We start from the raw sequence: 23650 nt of genomic DNA on the forward strand, positions 1-23650 counted from the left end.
CAGGCGTCGCCTGGTCTTGTATTTATGGCTACAGCAGCTGCGCCAGGCGGTTGATATCCGACTGAATCGCCCCGGCGGTCACATCGCGACCGGCGCCCGGACCGCGGATCACCAGCGGATTATCGCGATACCAGCGGCTCTCAATGGCAAAGACGTTATCACACGGCAGCAGCGCCGCCAGCGGGTGCTCTTCGCGCACCGCTTCCACGCCGACGCGGGCTTTACCATTGGCGTCAAAACGCGCGACGTAGCGCAGCACCAGGCCCATCTCGCGCGCCGCTTCCAGACGCTGCAGCATCTGGTCGTTCAGCGCTTCACCGTTCTCGAAGAAGTGATCAACAGAGCCCTCTTCGCAGTGGGCAGGCACCAGGGACTCCACGCGCACCTGATCCGGTTCGATGTCGTAACCCGCCTCACGCGCCAGAATCACCAGCTTACGCATAACGTCTTTCCCGGAGAGATCGACGCGCGGGTCCGGCTCCGTCAGTCCTTGTTGCCAGGCCTGATCGACCAGGTCAGTAAACGGCACGGTACCGTCAAACTGCAGGAACAGCCATGAGAGGGTGCCGGAGAAAATACCGCTCAGCGCCAGAATGGTATCGCCGCTATCAATCAAATCGCGCACCGTGTGGTTGACCGGTAAACCGGCGCCGACGGTGGCGTTGTACAGCCAGTGGCGCCCGGTCTTCTCGAACGCGTCGTGGATCTGGCGATACTTACTGCTGCTACTGGCGCCAGCCAGCTTATTCGCGCTGATAACGTGGAAGCCGTGGCTGGCGAAATCCAGGTACTGGTCGGCCAGCTGCGCGCTGGCGGTCACGTCCAGCACCACAAGATCATCGTACGGATGCGCGCGCATCCACAGGAACAGCGACTCTTCATCCTGTTCAATCGCTTCATCATTAAAGAACGCCAGCGCACGACTGGCGTCGAGGCCTTCATAATTGAGCAGGCTGCGGCGGCTATCCACGACCCCGGCAAGAATAAATTCAAAACCGGTACGAGCGGAGAGCGTCGTCTGCTCGCGAGCGAACAACTCCAGCCAGCGGGAGCCGATATTGCCTTTGCCAAACAGCACCAGGCCAATGCGTTTTTCCGCGCGGAACAACGACTGATGCAGCCCCTGAATAAGGCTTTCCGTCGGCCCGGCGCGCAGCACCGCAACCAAGCTGATGCCCTCTTCTGATTGCCAGGTAAACTCTACCGGCTGGCCTTTCAGCTGCTGCCAGAAACGGTGGCAGTGCAGCGGATTACGGGTCACGCCAGCGCCAACCATCGCCACCAGCGCCAGCTTCTGACGCAGACGCAGCTCGCCCGGCAGCCCCGCTTCGTCCAGCAGCTTCAGCGCGCTGTCGGCCACTTCAGAGGTGTAGCAGAACTGCAGCAGCTTACGGTCGGCGTGTACGCCAACCGCCAGCGGCCGCAGCTGGGCGCGTTTTAAAATGGCGTCCAGCTCTTTATGCGCCAGTTTGAAATCCTGACCGCCGGGCACCTGGAACTCAATCAGGCAAACATCGTCATGGCTGGTGACGATGCGCGCCCCGGTACCGGAAGCCAGCACGCGTTCGATGCGCGTAGAGCCCTGATCCGGGGTGTAGCTACAGCGTAATTGTAAATCGATATCGCTGCCGGAGACCGGCTGCAGCGTACGGGCATGCAGCACCGGCGCCGCCAGGCGGGCCAGCTCGCTGGCTTCATCCAGGCGCAGCAGCGGCAGCAGGCAGGCGTCTTTCACTTTCCGCGGATCCGCGCTGTAAACCCCGGCTACGTCGCTCCAGATAGTGACGCGAGACGCCCCGGCCAGCGCGCCGATTTGGGTGGCGGAATAATCAGAACCATTACGCCCCAGCAGAACGGTTTCCCCGGCGTTGTTACGCGAGATAAAGCCGGTCACCACCAGGCGTTTGTTCGGGTGCTGCGCCATCAGCTGCTGCAAAAGCGGATAGGAGAGGCCTTCATCCACCTGCGGCTGCGGGGAGCGCTCGGCGCGTAAGAAGCTACGCGCATCCAGCCAGGCGGCCTCTACGCCGAGATGGTTCAGCACCGCCGCCATCAGGCGGGCCGACCAGACTTCGCCGTGACCGACGACTTCGGCATATACCGCGTCAGTGACGCCGCCATCCAGCAGCCCGGCAAGACGCTCAAGATCCTGAATAAACGTGGCGATCAGCGTATCGGCAGCGTCTGGCGACAGCAGTCCAGAAATGAGATCCATCTGATAACGACGGAGCGATTGTTGCACCTGATGCGCAGAGAGGCGATCGGTCTGGCTGAGCTTCAGCCAGCTGATCAACTGGTTGGTGGTACTGCCGGCGGCAGAGACGACCATCATATCGCCCGCCTGCGAATACTCCGTCATGATACCCGCGACGCGCAGGTAACATTTCGCATCCGCTAAACTACTCCCACCAAATTTGTGCAGCTGACGACCCTTCGCCCCTGCCTGCGCAATCACACTCATGTTTATTCCTCGTTTGCTGCCCGGAAGCCATTTTCCAGGTCGGCAATTAAATCTTCACCATCTTCAATACCGGTCGAAATCCGCAGAAGCGTTTCTGAGATCCCGGCGGCCGCACGCGCTTCAGGCGCCATGCCCGCATGGGTCATCGTCGCGGCGTGGGAAATCAGACTTTCCACGCCGCCCAGCGATTCCGCCAGCGTAAACAGCGATAGCCCGCTCAGGAAACGACGCAGCGTCTGCTCATCGCCATCCAGCTCGAAGCTTAACATCGCCCCAAAACCTTTTTGCTGACGCGCCGCAATCTCATGCCCCTGGTTTTCCGGCAGGGACGGATGGTACAGTTTTTTCACCAGCGGCTGGGTTTTCAGATAGTCGACAATCGCCAGCGCGTTGCGCTGAGCCACTTCCATACGCGGAGAGAGTGTACGTAAGCCGCGCAGCAGCAAATAGCTATCAAACGCTCCGCCGGTGACGCCGATATTATTCGCCCACCATGCCAGTTCGGTGACGGTCGCCGGATCTTTGGCGATAACCACCCCGGCCACCACATCAGAGTGGCCGTTCAGATATTTGGTGCATGAATGCAACACCAGATCGGCCCCCAGCGCCAGCGGATTCTGCAAAGCCGGGCTCAGGAAGGTGTTATCCACCACGCTGACCGCTCCGGCCTCACGCGCCAGACCGCAGATTTTCGCAATATCCACAACTCTCAGCAATGGATTACTTGGGCTTTCGACCAGAACCAGCTTCGGTTTTTCCGCCAGCGCGGCGCTCAGCGCCTGTTCGTCGTTTTGATCGACAAACAGCACGCGATAGCAGCCGCGCTTCGCCAGGCTATCAAACAGGCGGTAGCTGCCGCCGTAGCAGTCGTGCGGCGCCACCAGCAGATCGCCCGGCTTCAGGAATACGGTGGTGACCAGCAAAATGGCCGACATGCCGGTGTTGGTCAGAACCGCCCCCGCGCCGCCCTCCAGCTCCGCCAGCGCGCGCTGCACCACATCACGGGTCGGGTTACCGCGACGAGAATAGTCGTGGGCGCGAGGTTCGTTAAATCCGGTGAAGTTATAGGTGCTGGAGAGATGAATGGGCGGGACAACGCAACCGTACTGCTCGTCGTCATTTAAACCGCTACGCACTGCGATGGTGGCCTGTTTACGCGTCATGTTGGGGAGTTCCTGGGCTGAGTCGGTGAAAAGTCAGGCACCAGAGTAATCATTGTTATAATAGACGTCAATACATCTGGACATCTAAACTTCTTTGCGTATAGATTGAGCAAACTGGAAATAGCCGTTAAAATTATATGCATTAGCGCACATCCGTAGCGGCTTGTTTGGTGTCAGACGCGCCCCTCTACGGTAAACTACGCGTAATTATGGCCAGGACTCGCGTTCAGGCCCTTAACTAATGAATAGAGGATTAAAGGTAACTCATGGCTGAATGGAGCGGCGAATATATCAGCCCATACGCTGAGCACGGTAAGAAGAGTGAGCAAGTAAAGAAAATTACGGTTTCCATTCCTCTGAAGGTGTTAAAAATCCTCACCGATGAACGCACGCGTCGTCAGGTGAATAACCTGCGTCACGCGACCAACAGCGAACTGCTGTGCGAAGCGTTCCTGCATGCCTTTACCGGTCAACCGTTGCCTAACGATGAAGACCTGCGTAAAGAGCGCAGCGATGAAATCCCGCAAGCGGCGAAAGAGATTATGCGCGAGCTGGGCATCGACCCGGATACGTGGGAATACTAAAACCATAAAAAAAAGCAGAAGGAATCTTCTGCTTTTTTTGCGCGGTTGCGCGCGAGAGACAAAAAAGCCGCCCTGAGGCGGCTTCTTCAGCAAATTACTTGCTGGTACCCGGTACGCTGAAGCGCTTGTTGAAGCGGTCAACACGACCACCGGTAGCAACATCACGCTGTTTGCCAGTGTAGAACGGGTGGCATTTACCGCACACGTCGAGGTTCAGGTCGTGACCTACGGTAGAACGGATTTTCATGACGTTACCGCAAGAGCAGGAAGCAGTAACTTCTTCGTATTTCGGATGAATATCTTTTTTCATGGGAGAACCTCAGTTAAGGCCGCGTCGCTCTTCCAGCCCTAACGCCAGACACCACGCGATGTTAATAATTTCCCGGTGCGATTGCGCAAAGCGAAATTGCCGGGTAATAGATTTTGATGCCGCACAAAGCGCATCAAAGGCGGCGAATCATACAGAATTTGACCAGCATATGCAAACTGATCCGCGAGCCCTTATCACAATGTGTATACTAACCCGCCAGATTTCAAGTCAGGAAGATTAAATGCCCGTCGCTCACGTTGCCCTGCCCGTTCCGCTGCCCCGCACTTTTGACTATTTGCTGCCTGACGGCATGCCGGTCAAAGCGGGCTGTCGCGTGCGCGTCCCGTTCGGCAAACAGGAGCGGATAGGTATCGTAACGGCGGTCAGTGAGCGCAGTGAACTGCCGCTCGACGAACTCAAGCCGGTGGCTGAAGTCCTCGACGCCGAACCGGTCTTCTCCTCTTCGGTCTGGCGGCTGCTGCTGTGGGCGGCGGACTACTACCATCATCCCATCGGCGATGTGCTGTTTCACGCGCTACCGATCATGCTGCGCCAGGGGAAACCCGCCAGCGCGGCGCCAATGTGGTACTGGTTTGCCACCGAACAGGGGCAAGCGGTTGATATCAATAGCCTTAAGCGCTCACCGAAACAGCAGCAGGCGCTGGCGGCGCTGCGTCAGGGGAAGATCTGGCGCCATCAGGTCGCCGAACTGGAATTTAACGACGCCGCCCTGCAGGCGCTGAGGGGTAAAGGCCTGGCGGAACTGGCCAGCGAAGCGCCGGCCATCACCGACTGGCGCGCAGGCTTCTCGGTACCCGGCGAGCGCCTGCGTCTTAACACCGAACAGGCCACCGCCGTGGGCGCGATCCACAGCGCCTCGGACAGCTTTTCCGCCTGGCTGCTGGCCGGGATCACCGGCTCGGGCAAAACGGAAGTGTATCTAAGCGTCCTTGAAAACGTGCTGGCACAGGGTCGCCAGGCGCTGGTGATGGTGCCGGAAATCGGCCTGACGCCGCAGACTATCGCGCGTTTCCGCCACCGTTTTAACGCCCCGGTGGAAGTGCTGCACTCCGGGCTGAACGACAGCGAACGCCTCTCCGCGTGGCTAAAAGCCAAAAATGGCGAAGCGGCGATTGTGATCGGTACCCGCTCGTCGCTGTTTACCCCGTTTAAAGACCTCGGTGTGATCGTTATCGACGAAGAGCACGACAGCTCTTACAAACAGCAGGAGGGCTGGCGCTATCACGCTCGCGATCTGGCGGTCTGGCGCGCCCATAGCGAGCAAATCCCGATTATCCTCGGCTCGGCGACCCCGGCGCTGGAGACGCTCTATAACGTCCGCCAGGGCAAGTATCGCCAGCTGAAGCTGACCAAACGAGCGGGCAACGCGCGTCCGGCTCAGCAGCACGTCCTGGATTTAAAAGGCCAGCAGCTGCAGGCCGGATTGTCTCCGGCGCTGATTGGCCGTATGCGCCAGCATCTGCAGGCCGATAACCAAGTGATTCTGTTTTTGAACCGTCGCGGCTTCGCGCCGGCGCTGCTGTGTCACGACTGCGGCTGGATAGCGGAGTGTCCGCGCTGCGACAGCTACTACACGCTGCACCAGGCCCAGCATCATCTGCGCTGCCACCACTGCGACAGCCAGCGCCCGATTCCGCGCCAGTGCCCCTCCTGCGGTTCGACGCATCTGGTACCGGTCGGTTTGGGGACCGAACAGCTTGAGCAGGCCCTGGGACCGCTGTTTCCCGATATCCCGATTTCCCGAATTGACCGCGATACCACCAGCCGCAAAGGCGCGCTTGAACAATATCTTGCCGACGTCAACCGCGGCGGCGCGCGCATTCTTATCGGCACCCAAATGCTGGCGAAGGGGCACCACTTCCCGGATGTCACCCTGGTTTCCCTGCTGGACGTCGATGGCGCGCTGTTTTCCGCCGATTTCCGCTCGGCGGAACGCTTCGCTCAGCTCTACACCCAGGTTTCAGGCCGCGCAGGCCGGGCGGGCAAACAAGGCGAGGTGATCCTGCAGACCCACCACCCGGAGCACCCGTTACTGCAAACGCTGCTTTATAAAGGATACGACGCGTTTGCCGGGGAGGCGCTGGCGGAACGGCAGAGCATGCAGCTGCCGCCGTGGACCAGCCACGTGCTGATTCGCGCCGAAGATCATAACAACCAGCAGGCGCCGCTTTTTTTACAGCAGCTGCGCAATCTGCTGCAGGCCAGCCCGCTGGCCGATAAGAAACTGTGGGTGCTCGGGCCGGTTCCGGCGCTGGCGCCAAAGCGCGGCGGCCGCTGGCGCTGGCAAATTCTCCTCCAGCATCCGTCGCGCGTTCAGCTGCAGCATATCGTCAGCGGAACGCTGGCGTTGATTAACACGCTGCCGGAAGCGCGAAAAGTGAAATGGGTTCTGGACGTCGATCCTATTGAAGGTTAAGGCTTCTCTTGCGAGGCGGATCGAAAAATTCAACCGTCATCACGTTTTTCATGAAAATTCTGTAACTCTCTGGATGTACTATCTGTTAAAAATGTTGCTGATGTCAGAACGCCAGGGATGTGTCTGCGCCAGTCAGCGAGGAGAAATCAGGTGAAGCCCAAAAAACAGGTCGTTGCCGCCACTATGAAAGACGTTGCCCAAAAGGCAAACGTTTCCACGGCAACCGTATCCCGAGCGTTAATGAACCCCGATAAGGTTTCGCAGAGCACCCGTAACCGGGTTGAGCAGGCCGCGCTTGAAGTCGGCTATTTACCGCAATCGCTCGGGCGCAATATGAAGCGCAACGAGTCGCGCACCATCCTGGTGATTGTGCCGGATATCTGCGACCCCTTCTTCAGCGAGATCATTCGCGGTATTGAAGTCACCGCCGCGGAGCAAGAGTACCTGGTGCTGATCGGCGATTGCGCCCACCAGAACCGTCAGGAAAAGACCTTTATCGACCTGATCATTACCAAGCAGATCGATGGCATGCTGCTGCTGGGCTCCCGATTACCCTTCGATGCGGGCGTGGAAGAGCAGCGCAATCTGCCGCCGATGGTGATGGCCAATGAATTCGCTCCCGAGCTGGAGCTGCCGACGGTCCATATCGATAACCTCACCGCCGCGTTTAACGCCGTGAACTATCTGCACGAGCTGGGGCACCGCCGTATCGGCTGTATCGCCGGCCCGGAAGAGATGCCGCTGTGCCATTACCGCCTGCAGGGCTATGTTCAGGCGCTGCGTCGCAGCGGGATAACCGTCGATCCGCACTATATCGCCCGCGGCAACTTTACCTATGAAGCCGGCGCCAGCGCGCTGGAACAGCTGCTGGCGCTGCCGGTACCGCCGACGGCTATTTTCTGCCATAGCGATATTATGGCGCTGGGCGCATTATCGCTGGCGAAGCGTCGCGGCCTGAAAGTTCCTGAAGATCTGTCTATTATTGGTTTTGATAACATCTCTTTATCTGAATTTTGCGATCCGCCATTGACGACCGTCGCGCAACCACGTTTTGATATTGGCCGCGAAGCGATGCTGCTTTTGCTGGACCAACTGCACGGTCATAACGTCAGCAGCGGTTCACGATTACTTGACTGCGAGCTTATCGTTCGCGGCAGTACGCGCAAAATCCGAACATAACCACCAGGCTTTCGGGCCTGCTCTTCTGGTCAAAGCCCCGCCGCTTAAGTAACATGGCGGGCTGAAAAACGAATAAGACAGCGAAACGATAGTGGCACAACGAGATTATGTACGCCGCAGCCAACCGGCTTCTTCGCGGCGCAAAAAGAGCAATACGCGAAGCTCAAGGAACAAACAAGGCGGCCTTTCGGCGGTTTCACCGACTATGGTGGCCATCGCCGCGGCAGTGCTGGTGGCCTTTATCGGTGGACTGTACTTCATCACTCACCATAAGAAAGAAGAAGCTGAAGCGCTGCAGAACCGCCAGGCCGCGGGCAACGGCCTGCCGCCGAAGCCGGAAGAGCGTTGGCGCTATATTAAAGAGCTGGAAAGCCGTCAGCCCGGGGTACGCGCGCCTACGGAACCCACGGCGGGCGGCGAAGTCATGAAGCCGGAGCAGCTGACGGACGAGCAGCGCCAGCTGCTGGCGCAGATGCAGGCCGATATGCGTCAGCAGCCCACGCAGCTGACCGAAGTGCCGTGGAATGAACAAACCCCGGCGCAGCGCCAGCAAACCTTGCAGCGTCAGCGTTTAGCTCAGCAGCAGGTACAGCAACAGCAGCTCGCGCAGGCCCAGCAGCAGACGCAGGTACAGCAACCGCGAACCCAGCCGCGGGTCGTCGAGCAGCCGAAGCCGGTACAACAGCAGCCGAGGCAGACGGCGTCTAATCAGCAGCCGTACCAGGACCTGCTGCAAACGCCAGCGCATACCAGTACCGCGCAGCCTAAAGCCCAGGCCGCCGCGCCGGTAACCCGCGTAGAAGAAGCGCCGAAAACCGCCGCGACGGAGAAAAAAGACGATCGCAGCTGGATGATCCAGTGCGGCTCCTTTAAAGGCGCTGAGCAGGCGGAAACCGTGCGCGCGCAGCTGGCGTTTGAAGGCTTCGCCTCGCACATCACCACCAATAACGGCTGGAATCGCGTGGTGATTGGGCCGCTGAAAGGCAAAGAAAACGCCAGCAATATGATTGAACGGCTGAAAATGGCCGGACACGCAAACTGCATTCGTCTCGCCGCCAGGGGTTGAAACCCTCAAAATCCCCCCCATCTATAATTGCATTCTGCCCCGCGTAAACCGCGGGGCCCCTATTCCGCTTTTGCAACCAAGGGGTCTGCTCGTGACTACAATTGTAAGTGTTCGCCGTAACGGCCATGTCGTTATTGCCGGTGATGGCCAGGCCACGCTGGGCAACACCGTAATGAAAGGCAACGTGAAAAAAGTGCGCCGCCTGTATAACGACAAAGTGATTGCCGGCTTTGCGGGCGGCACCGCTGACGCCTTCACGCTGTTCGAACTGTTTGAACGTAAGCTGGAAATGCATCAGGGCCACCTGGTAAAGGCCGCCGTTGAGCTGGCGAAAGACTGGCGTACCGACCGGATGCTGCGCAAGCTCGAAGCGCTGCTGGCGGTGGCTGACGAAAACGCCTCGCTCATCATCACCGGTAACGGCGACGTGGTGCAGCCAGAAAACGATTTGATTGCTATCGGCTCCGGCGGTCCCTACGCCCAGGCCGCGGCTCGCGCCCTGCTGGAAAATACCGATATGGGCGCACGCGATATCGCAGAGAAAGCGTTGAGTATTGCAGGTGATATCTGCATTTATACCAACCACTTCCATACCATCGAAGAATTGACCTCCAAAGCGTAAGGATCTCCCATGTCTGAAATGACCCCACGCGAAATTGTCAGCGAACTGGACAAACACATTATCGGCCAGGACGCAGCCAAGCGCTCCGTCGCCATCGCTCTGCGTAACCGCTGGCGTCGTATGCAGCTCAACGAAGAGCTGCGTCACGAAGTCACGCCAAAAAACATTCTGATGATCGGCCCGACCGGCGTCGGTAAAACGGAAATCGCCCGCCGTCTGGCAAAGCTCGCCAATGCGCCGTTCATCAAGGTCGAAGCGACGAAATTCACTGAAGTCGGCTATGTTGGTAAGGAAGTGGACTCCATCATCCGCGATCTGACCGATGCGGCGATCAAAATGGTGCGCATGCAGTCCATCGACAAAAACCGCTATCGTGCGGAAGAGCTGGCGGAAGAGCGCATCCTTGACGTGCTGATCCCGCCGGCGAAAAACAACTGGGGCCAGGCTGAACAGCCTCAGGAACCCTCCGCCGCGCGCCAGTCTTTCCGTAAAAAACTGCGCGAAGGTCAGCTCGATGATAAAGAGATTGAGATCGATCTCGCGGCTGCGCCGATGGGCGTTGAAATCATGTCCCCTCCGGGCATGGAAGAGATGACCAGCCAGCTGCAGTCCATGTTCCAGAATCTGGGCGGCCAGAAGCAAAAACCGCGTAAGCTGAAAATTAAAGACGCGATGAAGCTGCTGATTGAAGAAGAGGCGGCGAAGCTGGTCAACCCGGAAGAGCTGAAGCAGGATGCCATCGACGCCGTTGAGCAGCACGGTATCGTGTTTATCGACGAAATCGACAAAATCTGTAAGCGCGGCGGCAACTCCTCCGGCCCTGACGTATCCCGTGAAGGCGTACAGCGCGACCTGCTGCCGCTGGTTGAAGGCTGCACCGTCTCCACCAAGCACGGCATGGTGAAAACCGATCACATTCTGTTTATCGCCTCCGGCGCGTTCCAGGTCGCCAGCCCGTCTGACTTAATCCCGGAACTGCAGGGCCGTCTGCCGATTCGCGTTGAGCTGAAAGCGCTGACCACCCACGACTTCGAGCGTATTTTGACCGAGCCGAACGCGTCCATCACCGTGCAGTATAAAGCGCTGATGGCGACCGAAGGCGTCAATATCGAATTCACGGAAGAGGGTATCAAGCGTATCGCTCAGGCCGCATGGCAGGTCAACGAAACCACCGAGAACATTGGTGCCCGTCGTCTGCATACCGTGCTGGAGCGTCTGATCGAAGACATCTCCTACGACGCCAGCGAAATGAACGGCCAAACCGTCACCATCGATGCGGAATATGTCGGTAAGCATCTGGATGTTCTGGTGGCAGATGAAGATCTGAGCCGTTTTATCTTATAATCCGGTTCAATATATTTTCATCACACTAGATGGGGCTATAGATACCCTACTAATTTGAGTTGCAGGACAAAACGGTTAACCGTTTGAACAGCGCTTGCGCTGGTCCCGAAGGCCGAATCATGCGGCAAGGGAATTCATCCCCAGGAGTGTGCATAAGTACATGACTGGGGTGAATCAGCGTAGCCTACGTATCTGCAGCTTGAAGTATGAAGGGTAGAGCCCCATTTTTTATTGGCCGGGACTTATGACCGAACACGCAATCACTCGCACCCAGGCCTGGCTGGAAAGCCTGCGCCCAAAAACGTTACCTCTGGCCTTTGCCGCCATCATTGTCGGCTCCGCGCTTGCCTGGCATCAGGGCAGTTTCGATCCCTGGGTTGCGCTGCTGGCCATCATTACCGCCGGTTTATTACAAATCCTCTCCAATCTGGCCAACGATTATGGCGACGCGATAAAAGGCAGCGATAAACCTGACCGTATCGGCCCGCTGCGCGGTATGCAGAAAGGCGCCATTACCCAGGCGCAGATGAAACGCGCGTTGATTCTCACCGTGGCGCTGATTTGTCTCTCCGGCCTGGCGCTGCTGTTCCTGTCCTGGCAAACCATGGCCGATTTTATCGGTTTTATGGTCCTCGGCGGGCTCGCGATCGTTGCCGCCATCACCTATACCGTCGGCACTCGCCCTTACGGCTACATCGGTCTTGGCGATATCTCTGTGCTGGTGTTCTTCGGCTGGCTTAGCGTCGTCGGGAGCTGGTACCTGCAGGCGCACAGCGTTGAGGCGGTCATTTTCTTACCCGCCACCGCCTGCGGCCTGCTGGCGACGGCGGTGCTGAATATTAACAACCTGCGCGATATCGACAGCGATCGCGAAAACGGTAAAAACACCCTCGCCGTGCGCCTGGGGCCGGTTAACGCTCGCCGCTATCACGCCTGCCTGCTGTTTGGCGCGCTGCTGTGCCTGGCGCTGTTTAACCTGATCTCGCTGCATAATCCGTGGGGCTGGCTGTTCCTGCTGGCGACGCCGCTGCTAGTTAAGCAGGCGCGTTATGTGATACGCGAGCGCGACCCCGTCGCCATGCGTCCAATGCTCGAAAGAACGGTTAAAGGGGCGCTGCTGACCAACCTGCTGTTTGTTATCGGAATTATTTTCAGCAGGCTTGCGGCTTAACTGACAAATATCAATTAACAATTGATGATTTTGCCAACAGCATGATTCACGCGATATACTGAAAATTCTCGCAGCAACTGAACGTTAAGCCTATGAAATACGATACTTCCGAGCTTTGTGACATCTACCAGGAGGATGTCAACGTCGTGGAACCTCTGTTCTCCAACTTTGGGGGGCGCTCGTCGTTTGGTGGACAAATCATCACGGTAAAATGTTTCGAGGATAACGGGTTGCTCTACGATATGCTCGAACAGAACGGCCGTGGTCATGTCCTGTTGGTTGACGGCGGTGGTTCCGTTCGACGCGCATTGATTGACGCTGACCTGGCGCGTCTGGCCGTACAAAACGAGTGGGAAGGGCTGGTCGTCTATGGCGCGGTGCGTCAGGTTGACGATCTGGAAGAGCTGGATATCGGTATCCAGGCGCTGGCCGCCATCCCCGTCGGAGCCGCAGGTGAAGGAATCGGCGAAAGCGACGTGCGCGTCAACTTCGGCGGCGTCACCTTCTTTTCCGGCGACCATCTCTACGCCGATAATACCGGGATTATCCTTTCCGAGGATGCCCTGGATATCGAGTAGCGTCCCGCCCATAAAAAAAGGCCTTCTCTCTGAGAAGGCCTTTTTGTTTCCGCCGGAGGCTTAGTACAGCTTCTTAGCGCAATCCAGCCAGTCGCTTTTGAACGGACGCTTCATGTTTTCGATAGCGTCGATAATGTCGTGGTGCACCAGCTTCTCGTTCTGAATACCGACGCAGCGGCCGCCGAAGCCCTGCAGCAGCAGGTCAATCGCGTACGCGCCCATGCGGGATGCCAGAATACGGTCATAAGGAACCGGGGAGCCGCCGCGCTGAATGTGGCCCAGTACGGTTGCGCGAGTTTCACGGCCGGTCTCTTTCTCGATGTAGTGAGCCAGCTCGTCGACGTCGCACATATGCTCGGTGATCGCCACAATCGCGTGCTTTTTACCTTTGGCGATACCCGCCTTAATTTCTGAGACCAGGTCGTCGCGAGTGTATTCAACCTCAGGCACCATGATGAACTCACAGCCGCCGGAGATAGCTGCCGCCAGGGTCAGGTCGCCGCAGTAACGGCCCATCACTTCCACAACGGAAATACGCTGGTGGGAGGAAGAGGTATCACGCAGGCGGTCAATAGCCTCTACCACGGTGCTCAATGCGGTAAAGAAGCCGATGGTATAGTCGGTGCCTTTGATATCGTTGTCGATCGTGCCCGGCAGGCCGATGCAGGGGAAGCCCATCTCAGTCAGACGCACGGCACCCATATAGGAACCGTCACCACCAATAACCACCAGCGCATCCAGGCCGCGCTTTCTCATATTTTCAATGGCGACGGCGCGAATATGTTCTTCACGAAATTCTGGAAAACGCGCCGACCCCAGGAAGGTGCCGCCGCGGTTGATCATGTCGGAAACGCTGTAGCGGTCGAGCTGAACCATACGATCTTCATACAGGCCGAGGTAACCGTCATAGATTCCAAAAACTTCCAGACCTTCCGTTAATGCCGCACGCACAACGCCACGAATTGCTGCGTTCATGCCCGGGGCATCACCGCCACTTGTCAACACACCGATTTTCTTAATCATGACTACCTCTGAACTTAGGAAGCAAAAAATAATCCTGTTGCCTGAAGCGCCCCTCACCAGGAGTGCACAACGATAATTGCAATAGTATATCAAACGCTTCTGGCTGAATTGATTCAGGTCAGACCAAATGGCGGTAATTTATACAAAAAATGCCGATCCGCCCCACACTTTTACATCGAGTTTACAGACTATAACCTAAAGATCATAAAACACCCTGCCGCCCTAACGGCACCACAGAGCAGGGGTCCTGGTGGATAATGACATCGGACCCAGGAAAACGGAGCAACAGCGCCTGCTCCACCTGGTCGGCAATCACATGTGCCTGAACCAGCGGGAGGTTATCTTCCATTTCCAAATGAATCTGAATAAAGCGAGTCGGCCCTGACTGCCGCGTTCGTAGATCGTGCGCCCCGCTGACGCCTGGCCATGCGGTCACGATATTGATAATGTCCTGGCGTTCCTCATCAGGCAGCGCGCGGTCTAATAACGACTGAACGGCGTCATAGGCCATACGCAGCGCGCTATATAAAATATAGACGCCGATACCTAATGCAAACAGCGCATCGGCCCGGTGCCAGCCGTACCAGGAGAGGGCCAGCGCCACCAGAATTGCGCCGTTCATCATAACATCAGACTGATAATGAAGCATATCCGCCCGTACCGCCTGACTTTGGGTTTTTCTCACCACCCAGCGCTGGAACGTGACCAGCAGCAGCGTGCTGACCAGCGCAACCAGCGTCACCACCATCCCTACCCCTGCCGCATTCATCGGCTCAGGACGAACAAGATGCTGAATACCGGTCAAGAACAGAAACAGCGCCGAGCCGGAGATAAACATGCTTTGCGCCAGCGCCGCCAGCGATTCCGCCTTACCGTGGCCAAAGGTATGTTCTTCATCGGCAGGCTGCAGCGAATAACGCACCACCAACAGGTTGGTTAACGAGGCGGCGATATCCACCAGTGAATCAACCAGCGCCGCCAGAATACTCACAGATCCGGTATACCACCATGCAAAAATCTTGATCAAAAGTAACGCAGAGGCCATCACCGTCGCCGCAATCGCCGCGCGGCTCACCAGTTGCCCATAGGATTGACTCATAAACGCTCCTTACTTCGCGATGCGCTTAGTATAACCCGATCTTTTACCGCGACGGGGAGCCAGGAGGGCGCTGAATAAAGGGCAAAAAAAACCCCCACATCATGTGGGGGAAGACAGGGATGGTGTCTATGGCAAGGAAAACAGGGTTGTTACTGGGGTTGCAGGGTATTGCTACTACTCGAAAGCATCATCGCTGAGCCTTTTTGCATCCGTGCAACCTCACGCAACTGATCCATTCGTTGCTGGTGCTTAGCGTTTAAAACCGCTTGCTGCTCTGGCGTTAGCAGGTGATACATCTGGTTGCGAACTTTTGCCATTTCGACCTGGCGGGCAACCTGTTCCTGCGCCATCTTATCTGCCTGAGCGCGCACAGCGTTTTCATCAAAATTTTCTGCGGTGACAAGGCGATGCATTGTCTCCATTTCGCTAACATTAACGGGTGGCCTGTCGTGGCGTGCCCGCTGCATAAGATCTCGTAACTGTTGCCGTTGCTGTTCAGTTAAACTTATGCCGTCAAACATATGGCTCTGGCTGCTGCGCTGGACACTTTCGTCTCCGGGAAGCCAGTTAACGCTGGTGACGACTTCAGCGGCTTGGCTATATGCACTTAGCGCCAGCGTTGAGGCCATGACGGCAGCGATAACATTGCGCATCACATACTCCCAAAACGTTTGTGTCGCGATTCAACGAGAGAGAGTTTACGATGCAGGCTGCAAACATGCGTCAGGGGGTGTAAAACAACGTAAAGTCATGGATTAGCGAGCCTTGATGACGTAATTTCTGCCTCGGAGGTATTTAAACAATGAATAAAATCCTGTTAGTAGATGATGACCGGGAGCTCACCTCCCTGTTAAAAGAGCTGCTCGATATGGAAGGTTTTAATGTGCTCGTGGCCCATGATGGGGAACAGGCGCTGGCCCTTCTGGACGACAGCATCGATTTACTTTTGCTTGATGTAATGATGCCGAAGAAAAACGGTATCGACACGCTCAAAGAGTTGCGTCAGACGCACCAGACCCCGGTTATCATGCTAACGGCCCGCGGGAGCGAGCTGGATCGCGTTCTCGGCCTCGAGCTGGGCGCGGACGATTATTTGCCTAAGCCGTTCAACGATCGTGAGCTGGTGGCGCGTATACGCGCGATTCTGCGCCGGTCGCACTGGAGCGAGCAGCAGCAGACAACCGAAGCCGGTTCACCGACGCTGGAAGTGGATGCGCTGAGCCTTAACCCCGGTCGCCAGGAAGCCAGCTTCGATGGTCTGACCCTGGAGCTGACCGGCACCGAGTTCACCCTGCTCTATCTCCTGGCGCAGCATCTTGGCCAGGTGGTTTCGCGCGAGCACCTGAGCCAGGAAGTATTAGGTAAACGCCTGACGCCATTCGATCGCGCGATCGATATGCACATCTCCAACCTGCGGCGCAAGCTGCCGGAGCGCAAAGACGGCCACCCGTGGTTTAAAACCCTGCGCGGACGCGGCTATCTGATGGTATCGGCTTCATGATTGGAAGTTTAACCGCACGCATCTTCGCTATTTTCTGGCTCACGCTGGCGCTGGTGTTGATGCTGGTTCTGATGCTGCCCAAGCTGGACTCGCGCCAGATGACCGAGCTGCTGGAGAGCGAGCAACGTCAGGGCATCATGATTGAACAACACGTCGAGGCCGAACTGGCGAACGATCCGCCAAACGACCTGATGTGGTGGCGTCGTCTGTTTCGCGCCATCGATAAGTGGGCTCCGCCGGGCCAGCGTTTGCTGCTGGTTACCAGCGAAGGTCGCGTTATCGGTGCCGAACGCAACGAAATGCAGATTATCCGCAACTTTATCGGCCAGGCGGATAACGCCGACCATCCGCAGAAAAAGCGCTATGGTCGTCTGGAAATGGTCGGGCCTTTTTCCGTCAGGGATGGAGAAGATAACTACCAGCTCTATCTGATTCGCCCTGCCAACACGTCGCAATCTGACTTCATCAATCTGCTGTTCGACCGGCCGTTACTGCTGCTGATCGTCACCATGTTAGTCAGCGCCCCGCTGCTGCTGTGGCTGGCGTGGAGCCTGGCGAAACCGGCGCGTAAGCTGAAAAATGCCGCCGATGAAGTCGCCCAGGGCAACCTGCGTCAGCATCCGGAGCTGGAAGCCGGTCCGCAGGAATTTTTAGCCGCCGGGACCAGTTTTAACCAGATGGTGACCGCGCTGGAGCGCATGATGTCCAGCCAGCATCGTCTGCTGTCCGATATCTCCCACGAGCTGCGCACGCCGCTGACCCGCCTGCAGTTAGGCACCGCCCTTCTGCGCCGCCGCAGCGGGGAAAGTAAAGAGCTGGAGCGTATTGAGATGGAAGCGCATCGGCTCGATAGCATGATCAACGACCTGCTGGTGATGTCGCGCAATCAGGCCAAAACCGCGCTGGTCAGCGAAACGGTGAAAGCCAACCAGCTGTGGGGCGAGGTGCTGGATAACGCCGCCTTTGAAGCCGAACAGATGGGGAAATCGTTCACCGTCGAGTATCCGCCGGGACCCTGGCCGCTGTACGGTAACCCCAATGCGCTGGAAAGCGCGCTGGAGAATATCGTGCGCAACGCGCTGCGCTACTCGCATACCAAAATTTCAGTGAGCTTCTCGGTGGATAAAGACGGGATTACGGTTAACGTCGATGATGACGGGCCGGGCGTGAGTCCTGAGGATCGCGAGCAGATTTTCCGTCCGTTCTACCGTACCGATGAGGCGCGCGATCGCGAGTCTGGCGGTACCGGCCTGGGTCTGGCGATTGTCGAAGCGGCGATTCAACAGCACCGCGGTTGGGTAAAAGCCGACGACAGCCCGCTGGGCGGTCTGCGTTTAACCCTCTGGCTGCCGCTGTACAAGCGCACCTGATCCCCCGGCCTGCGCTTCGCCAGGCCGGATTCGAAACGGGTAGCCCGGATAAGGCGCAACGCGCCGCCATCCGGGAACGCGCACGGAAGCGCTACTTTCCCCACAATCTCCGCGAATTATTCTCGATCTGCCCGCTTAAACGCCGCTTCTGCATCGTTCTGCTCCAGCTTACCGACAGCCCCGCCGCGGAAAGTAAACGGCGGTACTGGTCATCATCAAACGGCATCTGCCAGGCGATAGCCCCCGCTTCGTGAACGCTGACGTCGCTAAGCCGGGATACCAGCGCCAGCGGCGCATCGCTGGAGACCTGCCCGCCCGCCACCACCCGATACAGCCAGCCGGTTTTGCCGCTGTTCTGCATAAGCTGGGCCATATCGCTGACGGCAAAATGATAGTTGAGCTTGAAGCACGGAGAGCGCGGCTGCGTCACCTGGATCAGCGCCTCTCCCCAGCGGAAGATATCGCCGATGTAGACGTTTTTTTCCGTCAGCCCTTCGGTCGAGAGATTCTCGCCAAACGCCGGGGCGCAGAAAAGATCCGCCTGCTGCGGCAGTTCAAGCACCCAATGGGCGTAGTGTTCTCGGGGATAGTGGCACAGCGCGCGGTCCGGTCCGCCGTGAATTTTCTTCTCGGCCTGCTCATCGCCCTCCAGCCCCAAATCGCCGAGGGTCAGTTCACCATCGACCTGGACTTTCCCGATGGCGCTTGGACGGCTGCCGTCGTAATCCCTTACCTTGCCCACAAAGACATTCACCGGATAGTGCATCGCTGCTCCTTTGCTGCGGATATAAAAAAAGCGAGTCATCAGACTCGCTTCTCGCTCAGCACAATGCAACCTTATTTTTTGGCGGCAAAACGCGCTGCGGCTTCGTCCCAGTTCACCACGTCCCAGAACGCTTTGATGTAGTCCGGGCGACGGTTCTGGAATTTCAGGTAGTAAGCGTGTTCCCACACGTCCAGGCCGATAATCGGGAAGCCGGAAGCGCCGGAGATAGCTTCACCCATCAGCGGGGAGTCCTGGTTAGCGGTAGAAACCACCGCCAGCTTGTCGCCTTTCAGCACCAGCCACGCCCAGCCGGAGCCGAAACGGGTCGCCGCCGCTTTTTCAAATTCCGCTTTGAAGTTGTCAACGGAACCGAAATCGCGTTCGATAGCCGCTTTCAGGTCGCCCTGCAGAGTGGTACCGGTTTTCAGGCCTTTCCAGAACAGGCTGTGGTTAGCGTGGCCGCCGGCGTTGTTACGCAGAACGGTTTTTTTGTCTGCTGGCAGCTGATCCAGTTTGGTAATCAGCTCTTCTGCGGACAGGCTCGCGAATTCAGGCAGGCTTTCCAGCGCCGCGTTGGCGTTGTTCACGTAGGTCTGGTGGTGTTTAGTGTGATGGATTTCCATCGTCTGCTTGTCAAAATGCGGTTCCAGGGCGTCATAAGCGTACGGCAGGGCAGGCAGTGTGTAACTCATAATCATCTCCATTATTGTCGAGCGGCGGAAAGTGTTAATGCCGCGTAAGCAGTTGGTTCATTATAGTTAATTAAATGATATTGAAAACGCTTATCAATGCCGTATTTTTAATAAGGTTATAACAAGGGGTGATAGATGTCATTTTGTGATACAGAACAACTAATTAAGTTTTTGGTTGCCAGGTTCAGGCTTCCGGTGGCAACAGCTTAAAGGCGGAAAAACTGACCGATTTTTACACTCATCGGGTCGGAAGAAGATTTATCCGATAAAAAATAGATGAGGATAAAATCAATGAATCACGCGATTACGATGGGTATTTTTTGGCATTTGATAGGTGCGGCCAGTGCAGCCTGTTTCTATGCCCCGTTCAAGAAAGTTAAACATTGGTCCTGGGAAACCATGTGGTCTATCGGCGGTATTGTCTCTTGGCTGATCCTCCCCTGGGCCATCAGCGCCATGCTGCTGCCCGACTTCTGGTCCTATTACGGCTCTTTTGACGCCTCCACGCTTCTGCCCGTCTTCCTGTTCGGCGCCATGTGGGGTATCGGTAATATTAACTATGGCCTGACGATGCGCTACCTCGGCATGTCGATGGGGATCGGCATCGCCATTGGTATTACGCTGATTGTCGGTACCCTGATGACGCCCATTCTCAACGGTCAGTTTGATGTCTTGATTAACACTAAAGGCGGCCAGATGACGCTGCTTGGCGTGCTGGTTGCGGTGATTGGCGTCGGTATTGTCACCCGCGCAGGCCAGCTGAAAGAGCGCAAAATGGGCATCAAAGCTGAAGACTTCAACCTGAAAAAAGGGCTGCTTCTGGCGGTAATGTGCGGCATCTTCTCAGCCGGTATGTCGTTCGCCATGAACGCCGCCAAGCCAATGCATGAAGCCGCCGCCGCGCTCGGCGTCGACCCGCTTTACACCGCGCTGCCAAGCTATGTGGTGATCATGGGCGGCGGCGCGCTGGTTAACCTCGGCTTCTGCTTTATTCGTCTGGCAAAAGTGAAAAACCTGTCGATAAAAGCCGACTTCTCGCTGGCAAAACCGCTCATCATCAGCAATATCCTGCTTTCGGCGTTAGGCGGCCTGATGTGGTATCTCCAGTTCTTCTTCTACGCCTGGGGACACGCCAGCATTCCGGCGCAGTACGACTACATGAGCTGGATGCTGCATATGAGCTTCTACGTCCTGTGCGGCGGCCTGGTGGGTCTGATCCTGAAAGAGTGGAACAACGCCGGTCGTCGTCCGGTGGGCGTCCTCAGCCTCGGCTGTGTGGTAATTATCATCGCCGCCAATATCGTTGGCCTGGGGATGGCAAACTAATTTACGCCCCTGCCGTATCGGGCAGGGGCAGGGTTTTAACGCGCGGAGATTTCACCCGTTTCGCTATTCAGATGGAAATTTCGTGAGGGGTTACCCCGCAGATATTTATCTATCACGCTAAAAATGCTGCCAAAGCGCAGGCGGAAGATGGCTTCGAAGCCGCTATCCGCCGTCAGCGCCGAGGCCTCAGCAGGTAACGACTGCGCCAGGGTGCGAGTCAACAGCTGATATTCGCGTAAGCGTTGTGCGGAAATATCGCGCAGCGCCAGCTCATCGGCATTGCGCAGACGATAAAAATCCACTGCCAAATCAAAGCCATTCCATGAGGCGAACTGATCCAGCGTCATACCAGCATCCTGGGCCAAAGCCTGGGCTTTTTGCTGCGCAAGCTGCCATGCTGCGGCATTCTTTTGCAGATAAATTTGCCCGATAGCCCTAACAGGCGGTGCATCTCCTTTAGCGCAAACGGCACGATCGCTGCTCATCGGGACGGTCAGAACATCATGGTAAGAGGTATGGCTGCTCAACTGACTCAGCGTCAACATTTCCGCACCGTTCAGGCTAAAAAGCATCTGACGAATTTCACATGGCCACTCTTCGGGAATAAAACGCAGCCGGGTAAGTTCGGTGATATGCCAATTGGTAAAGTCATAATAATCCTTCGCGCTTAGCACCGCTTTGTTCCAGAGGTGCGGAGAACCTGTGGCTTTCAGATGCTCCCACTCTTGCTGGTAGTGTTCAAAAAGCTCATTAAAGCGCGGCACGCTGTCCAGGATAACGGTCTGAACATCAATCTCGCTCCGATTAGAGAAATTGAGGATTTTATACGCCGGAACGTAGGCCGCCATGGAAGGCGCCTGAATATTAAATAGCAGGCTACCGTCAGGATATTTACGCACGCCGGTATCGTTAAAGTGCATATGTCCGCCTACGTGTACGCCAATACCCGTCTTCGCTAACGCATGACTGGTATCCTCTTTCGGGGCCCTCTTCAACTGAAATTTACCTTCGCCAAAGATGGACTCCAGATCGCCAGCAGCACCGTTATCGAATTCGACCATCGGGAAGTGGCTAAAGGTGATCAGCGTCTTTTTCTGCTCTTTTGCCCGCATGGCAACGGACGTCATCCACGCCACCACCTGCTGCTTGTGAGTGAGCATTTTGTTGTAGCCTGCGTCACCTGAACCCGCGAAGTTTTTAGCAGACTGCGGATTCGTCAGATCCGCATCCTCGCGCGGCACGTAGACATTCGCATCAACGGCCAACAGCCATAGACCCGGTATCGGCTCAACGAGATAGCTGCTATCAGCGACAGTAAAACAGGGGCCATAATCCGGTTGCCGATATGCACCGCCGGTTCCCTGGGCGCAAATCTCATACTGCCGCTGGCGGAAGTCGCTGGCCTGTTTGGCTTTGTCAAACGTGTAATCCTGCTGCCCATAGGATGAGTAAGGCGTTTCCCAATAGATATCTTCAGGCTGCGGATCGATACCGAACGGCGCCATCATTTGCATAATGTACTCATAGCCGCGGCTTACCATCTCCTCGCTACAGATAGTCGGCAATTCCGCACCTGTTGGAATAAGTGCGGTTTTCCCCTGATAGCCTGTACACTCTTTGGCGCCAAAACTAAAAATCCGCTGCGTTTTCCCTCCCTGCCCTAAGAAATCCTCTTCCCCATCAGGTAAATCAAAGGGTCGGTTCGGGTCGTGATTACCCGGCGTTGCAAAGAATCGCATGGCATATTTTTGCTCATACTCCTTCAGCAGGGTCACCAGTCCGCGAATATGCACAGACTGTCCATCGTCGCTAAAGTCTCCGGGCAGCGCGATCAGTTTTATCCCCTTTTTCCCGGCGTCATCCAGCGCCGCGCGCAGGGCAAAGTAGTTTTCATTAAATAATCGCGTTGACGTAAGCTGCGCATACATGGTGCGAATCATCGCATTCTGCCCGCTCTTGCTATTCTTCAGCCCGCTAAATGCGCCGTCCTGAAATTCGCCGTACACGTTATGAAAATGGATATCCGGCATAAATGCGACACGGTATTGATAATTTTCTGTAGCCATAGCCGCGTGCGTACAGAGAAAAAACGCCGCTACTCCAGCAATGGAAATTACTCTCATTGCATCTCCTTATTTTTAGATAAAAATAATTAGAAGTTGTAGGTAATACCTACGCGATAACGCATCTCCCAGGCATCACGATAAGTTTTGCCATCTTTTACATATGAACCATCATCATATGAAACATACCCTAATTCGACGTAAGGCACCCAGGTTTTGTTTCCTCTCCAGGCCACCGTCACATTATGCACATAATCTTTTTCTTTTCCGCGTAAGGCTGGATAGTCGGTATCGAATTTATATTCAAAATCGTAATCAAAAGAGACGTCATAAATCCGGTAGCCTAGATAGAAGTTTGCCTGCCAGTAGTGCTGGCTGGCTCTATCGGGATCATACTCTCGTTCATAGTCGCGAACAGCGTAGCGCAGCCGAACTCCGCTGGAGAAAGCATCGGTCCAGTTATAGACGCTCTTCACACTAAACTTGTATGCCGTATCGCGTTCCCCCGAATCCAGCGCAAACGAGGGAGTAATGGAGAGATTGTCCAGTAGCTTATATTTGTAGCCAAGTTCAAATTCGTTCCCTTTTGAGGAGAGATTATCCCAGAAGCCGCCCTGTTTACTCTCCCACTTCCCCTCAACGCTAAAGTAAATACCGTTATTTAAAGAATGCCCCATTTTGATACGATCTTCTTGTTTATGCTGATCGCCCAGCCACTCATGCCGGTAATCAATATAGGTGGCGTGCGAGGAAAAGCTTGCTGCTAAAAATAGTCCACAGAGGTATTGTTTTTTCATAAGAATCATCCATTTTATTAATTTATTAAAATAAGAAAGCTAACTAAAGAAATGTTTCTCCTCCTGATTACGTAGTGAATAAAGGCAGCACGATGCCG

At 56.2% G+C, this 23650-nt stretch carries 21 protein-coding genes; 11 read left to right on the forward strand and 10 right to left on the reverse strand.

The genetic code is table 11. The features are described 5' to 3' along the window. Window positions 1–28: 28 nt before the first annotated feature. Both ACE3MN_RS26030 and metB read right to left on the reverse strand, forming a co-directional pair. Window positions 29–2461, reverse strand: coding sequence for a bifunctional aspartate kinase/homoserine dehydrogenase II (locus ACE3MN_RS26030; protein WP_004870585.1), 2433 nt, complete (start codon window positions 2459–2461; stop codon window positions 29–31). Window positions 2462–2463: 2 nt separating this feature from the next. Beyond that, window positions 2464–3624 (reverse strand): cystathionine gamma-synthase, encoded by a 1161-nt coding sequence (gene metB / locus ACE3MN_RS26035; RefSeq protein WP_004127265.1) that lies wholly within the window; start codon window positions 3622–3624, stop codon window positions 2464–2466. A 266-nt stretch (window positions 3625–3890) separates the two neighbouring features. Here metB and metJ point away from each other — a divergent pair, with 266 nt between their 5' ends. Next, complete coding sequence (gene metJ, locus ACE3MN_RS26040; protein ID WP_102650333.1) at window positions 3891–4208, forward strand: met regulon transcriptional regulator MetJ; 318 nt, start codon at window positions 3891–3893, stop codon at window positions 4206–4208. Between the two features lie 94 nt (window positions 4209–4302). Here metJ and rpmE read toward each other — a convergent pair whose 3' ends face one another. Beyond that, the gene (gene rpmE, locus ACE3MN_RS26045) at window positions 4303–4518 is read right to left on the reverse strand and encodes a 50S ribosomal protein L31 (protein WP_004107543.1); all 216 of its coding nucleotides are present in this window, start codon (window positions 4516–4518) and stop codon (window positions 4303–4305) included. A 241-nt stretch (window positions 4519–4759) separates the two neighbouring features. On the opposite strand from rpmE, the gene priA reads away from it, so the two are divergent. From priA to rraA, 7 genes are all read left to right on the forward strand, one after another. Beyond that, entirely contained in the window at window positions 4760–6955 is a 2196-nt protein-coding gene (priA, locus tag ACE3MN_RS26050; RefSeq protein ID WP_024360575.1) for a primosomal protein N', read from the forward strand. Window positions 6956–7105: 150 nt separating this feature from the next. After that, window positions 7106–8134 carry a DNA-binding transcriptional regulator CytR gene (cytR, locus tag ACE3MN_RS26055; RefSeq protein WP_004127258.1) on the forward strand — a complete coding sequence of 343 codons (1029 nt, stop codon included), beginning with the start codon at window positions 7106–7108 and terminating at the stop codon, window positions 8132–8134. 91 nt (window positions 8135–8225) lie between these two features. Next, window positions 8226–9200: a cell division protein FtsN gene (gene ftsN / locus ACE3MN_RS26060; protein WP_071830616.1), complete on the forward strand. Its 975-nt coding sequence runs from the start codon at window positions 8226–8228 to the stop codon at window positions 9198–9200. Window positions 9201–9291: 91 nt separating this feature from the next. Beyond that, on the forward strand, window positions 9292–9822 hold the full coding sequence (gene hslV, locus ACE3MN_RS26065; protein WP_004127251.1) for an ATP-dependent protease subunit HslV: 531 nt from the start codon (window positions 9292–9294) through the stop codon (window positions 9820–9822). A gap of 9 nt (window positions 9823–9831) precedes the next feature. Next, entirely contained in the window at window positions 9832–11166 is a 1335-nt protein-coding gene (gene hslU / locus ACE3MN_RS26070; RefSeq protein WP_024360576.1) for an HslU--HslV peptidase ATPase subunit, read from the forward strand. 244 nt (window positions 11167–11410) lie between these two features. Next, complete coding sequence (menA, locus tag ACE3MN_RS26075; RefSeq protein WP_004870598.1) at window positions 11411–12337, forward strand: 1,4-dihydroxy-2-naphthoate polyprenyltransferase; 927 nt, start codon at window positions 11411–11413, stop codon at window positions 12335–12337. A 92-nt stretch (window positions 12338–12429) separates the two neighbouring features. Then, window positions 12430–12915 carry a ribonuclease E activity regulator RraA gene (rraA, locus tag ACE3MN_RS26080; RefSeq protein WP_004127241.1) on the forward strand — a complete coding sequence of 162 codons (486 nt, stop codon included), beginning with the start codon at window positions 12430–12432 and terminating at the stop codon, window positions 12913–12915. A 60-nt stretch (window positions 12916–12975) separates the two neighbouring features. Here the strand turns inward: rraA and pfkA are convergent, their stop codons facing one another. The 3 genes from pfkA to cpxP all read right to left on the reverse strand — a co-directional run bounded on the left by pfkA (window position 12976) and on the right by cpxP (window position 15690). Further along, a complete protein-coding gene (gene pfkA / locus ACE3MN_RS26085; protein WP_004127238.1) occupies window positions 12976–13938 on the reverse strand; it encodes a 6-phosphofructokinase in 963 nt (320 codons plus the stop codon). Window positions 13939–14140: 202 nt separating this feature from the next. Continuing rightward, window positions 14141–15037, reverse strand: a complete 897-nt coding sequence (fieF, locus tag ACE3MN_RS26090) for a CDF family cation-efflux transporter FieF (protein WP_004870602.1) — start codon at window positions 15035–15037, stop codon at window positions 14141–14143. A gap of 149 nt (window positions 15038–15186) precedes the next feature. Beyond that, window positions 15187–15690, reverse strand: a complete 504-nt coding sequence (gene cpxP / locus ACE3MN_RS26095; protein WP_004870604.1) for a cell-envelope stress modulator CpxP — start codon at window positions 15688–15690, stop codon at window positions 15187–15189. Window positions 15691–15839: 149 nt separating this feature from the next. Between cpxP and cpxR the strand changes: the two genes are divergently transcribed. After that, complete coding sequence (gene cpxR / locus ACE3MN_RS26100; protein ID WP_004127228.1) at window positions 15840–16538, forward strand: envelope stress response regulator transcription factor CpxR; 699 nt, start codon at window positions 15840–15842, stop codon at window positions 16536–16538. Continuing rightward, the gene (cpxA, locus tag ACE3MN_RS26105; RefSeq protein WP_004107505.1) at window positions 16535–17908 is read left to right on the forward strand and encodes an envelope stress sensor histidine kinase CpxA; all 1374 of its coding nucleotides are present in this window, start codon (window positions 16535–16537) and stop codon (window positions 17906–17908) included. The genes cpxR and cpxA overlap by 4 nt, the downstream gene beginning before the upstream one ends. 91 nt (window positions 17909–17999) lie before the next feature. Here cpxA and yiiM read toward each other — a convergent pair whose 3' ends face one another. Both yiiM and sodA read right to left on the reverse strand, forming a co-directional pair. Beyond that, window positions 18000–18674 carry a 6-hydroxyaminopurine reductase gene (gene yiiM, locus ACE3MN_RS26110; protein WP_102650334.1) on the reverse strand — a complete coding sequence of 225 codons (675 nt, stop codon included), beginning with the start codon at window positions 18672–18674 and terminating at the stop codon, window positions 18000–18002. Between the two features lie 71 nt (window positions 18675–18745). Then, the gene (gene sodA, locus ACE3MN_RS26115; protein ID WP_004127220.1) at window positions 18746–19366 is read right to left on the reverse strand and encodes a superoxide dismutase [Mn]; all 621 of its coding nucleotides are present in this window, start codon (window positions 19364–19366) and stop codon (window positions 18746–18748) included. Between the two features lie 291 nt (window positions 19367–19657). On the opposite strand from sodA, the gene rhaT reads away from it, so the two are divergent. Continuing rightward, the gene (gene rhaT / locus ACE3MN_RS26120) at window positions 19658–20692 is read left to right on the forward strand and encodes an L-rhamnose/proton symporter RhaT (protein WP_102650335.1); all 1035 of its coding nucleotides are present in this window, start codon (window positions 19658–19660) and stop codon (window positions 20690–20692) included. A gap of 35 nt (window positions 20693–20727) precedes the next feature. On the opposite strand, the gene ACE3MN_RS26125 is transcribed toward rhaT, so the two are convergent. Next, window positions 20728–22815 carry a metallophosphoesterase family protein gene (locus ACE3MN_RS26125; protein ID WP_102650336.1) on the reverse strand — a complete coding sequence of 696 codons (2088 nt, stop codon included), beginning with the start codon at window positions 22813–22815 and terminating at the stop codon, window positions 20728–20730. 29 nt (window positions 22816–22844) lie between these two features. Next, the gene (locus tag ACE3MN_RS26130) at window positions 22845–23552 is read right to left on the reverse strand and encodes an oligogalacturonate-specific porin KdgM family protein (protein WP_098140194.1); all 708 of its coding nucleotides are present in this window, start codon (window positions 23550–23552) and stop codon (window positions 22845–22847) included. Window positions 23553–23650: the final 98 nt, after the last annotated feature.

Source organism: Klebsiella grimontii (assembly GCF_042137965.1).
In the GTDB taxonomy this organism is placed as follows: domain Bacteria; phylum Pseudomonadota; class Gammaproteobacteria; order Enterobacterales; family Enterobacteriaceae; genus Klebsiella; species Klebsiella grimontii.

What these genes read in the sequence shown, in the direction of transcription:
- ACE3MN_RS26030 (WP_004870585.1), bottom strand. Translation starts at nt 2,461, where the DNA reads ATGAGTGTGATTGCGCAGGCAGGGGCGAAGGGTCGTCAGCTGCACAAA.
- metB (WP_004127265.1), bottom strand. Translation starts at nt 3,624, where the DNA reads ATGACGCGTAAACAGGCCACCATCGCAGTGCGTAGCGGTTTAAATGAC.
- metJ (WP_102650333.1), top strand. Translation starts at nt 3,891, where the DNA reads ATGGCTGAATGGAGCGGCGAATATATCAGCCCATACGCTGAGCACGGT.
- rpmE (WP_004107543.1), bottom strand. Translation starts at nt 4,518, where the DNA reads ATGAAAAAAGATATTCATCCGAAATACGAAGAAGTTACTGCTTCCTGC.
- priA (WP_024360575.1), top strand. Translation starts at nt 4,760, where the DNA reads ATGCCCGTCGCTCACGTTGCCCTGCCCGTTCCGCTGCCCCGCACTTTT.
- hslU (WP_024360576.1), top strand. Translation starts at nt 9,832, where the DNA reads ATGTCTGAAATGACCCCACGCGAAATTGTCAGCGAACTGGACAAACAC.
- menA (WP_004870598.1), top strand. Translation starts at nt 11,411, where the DNA reads ATGACCGAACACGCAATCACTCGCACCCAGGCCTGGCTGGAAAGCCTG.
- rraA (WP_004127241.1), top strand. Translation starts at nt 12,430, where the DNA reads ATGAAATACGATACTTCCGAGCTTTGTGACATCTACCAGGAGGATGTC.
- pfkA (WP_004127238.1), bottom strand. Translation starts at nt 13,938, where the DNA reads ATGATTAAGAAAATCGGTGTGTTGACAAGTGGCGGTGATGCCCCGGGC.
- fieF (WP_004870602.1), bottom strand. Translation starts at nt 15,037, where the DNA reads ATGAGTCAATCCTATGGGCAACTGGTGAGCCGCGCGGCGATTGCGGCG.
- cpxP (WP_004870604.1), bottom strand. Translation starts at nt 15,690, where the DNA reads ATGCGCAATGTTATCGCTGCCGTCATGGCCTCAACGCTGGCGCTAAGT.
- cpxR (WP_004127228.1), top strand. Translation starts at nt 15,840, where the DNA reads ATGAATAAAATCCTGTTAGTAGATGATGACCGGGAGCTCACCTCCCTG.
- cpxA (WP_004107505.1), top strand. Translation starts at nt 16,535, where the DNA reads ATGATTGGAAGTTTAACCGCACGCATCTTCGCTATTTTCTGGCTCACG.
- yiiM (WP_102650334.1), bottom strand. Translation starts at nt 18,674, where the DNA reads ATGCACTATCCGGTGAATGTCTTTGTGGGCAAGGTAAGGGATTACGAC.
- sodA (WP_004127220.1), bottom strand. Translation starts at nt 19,366, where the DNA reads ATGAGTTACACACTGCCTGCCCTGCCGTACGCTTATGACGCCCTGGAA.
- rhaT (WP_102650335.1), top strand. Translation starts at nt 19,658, where the DNA reads ATGAATCACGCGATTACGATGGGTATTTTTTGGCATTTGATAGGTGCG.
- ACE3MN_RS26125 (WP_102650336.1), bottom strand. Translation starts at nt 22,815, where the DNA reads ATGAGAGTAATTTCCATTGCTGGAGTAGCGGCGTTTTTTCTCTGTACG.
- ACE3MN_RS26130 (WP_098140194.1), bottom strand. Translation starts at nt 23,552, where the DNA reads ATGAAAAAACAATACCTCTGTGGACTATTTTTAGCAGCAAGCTTTTCC.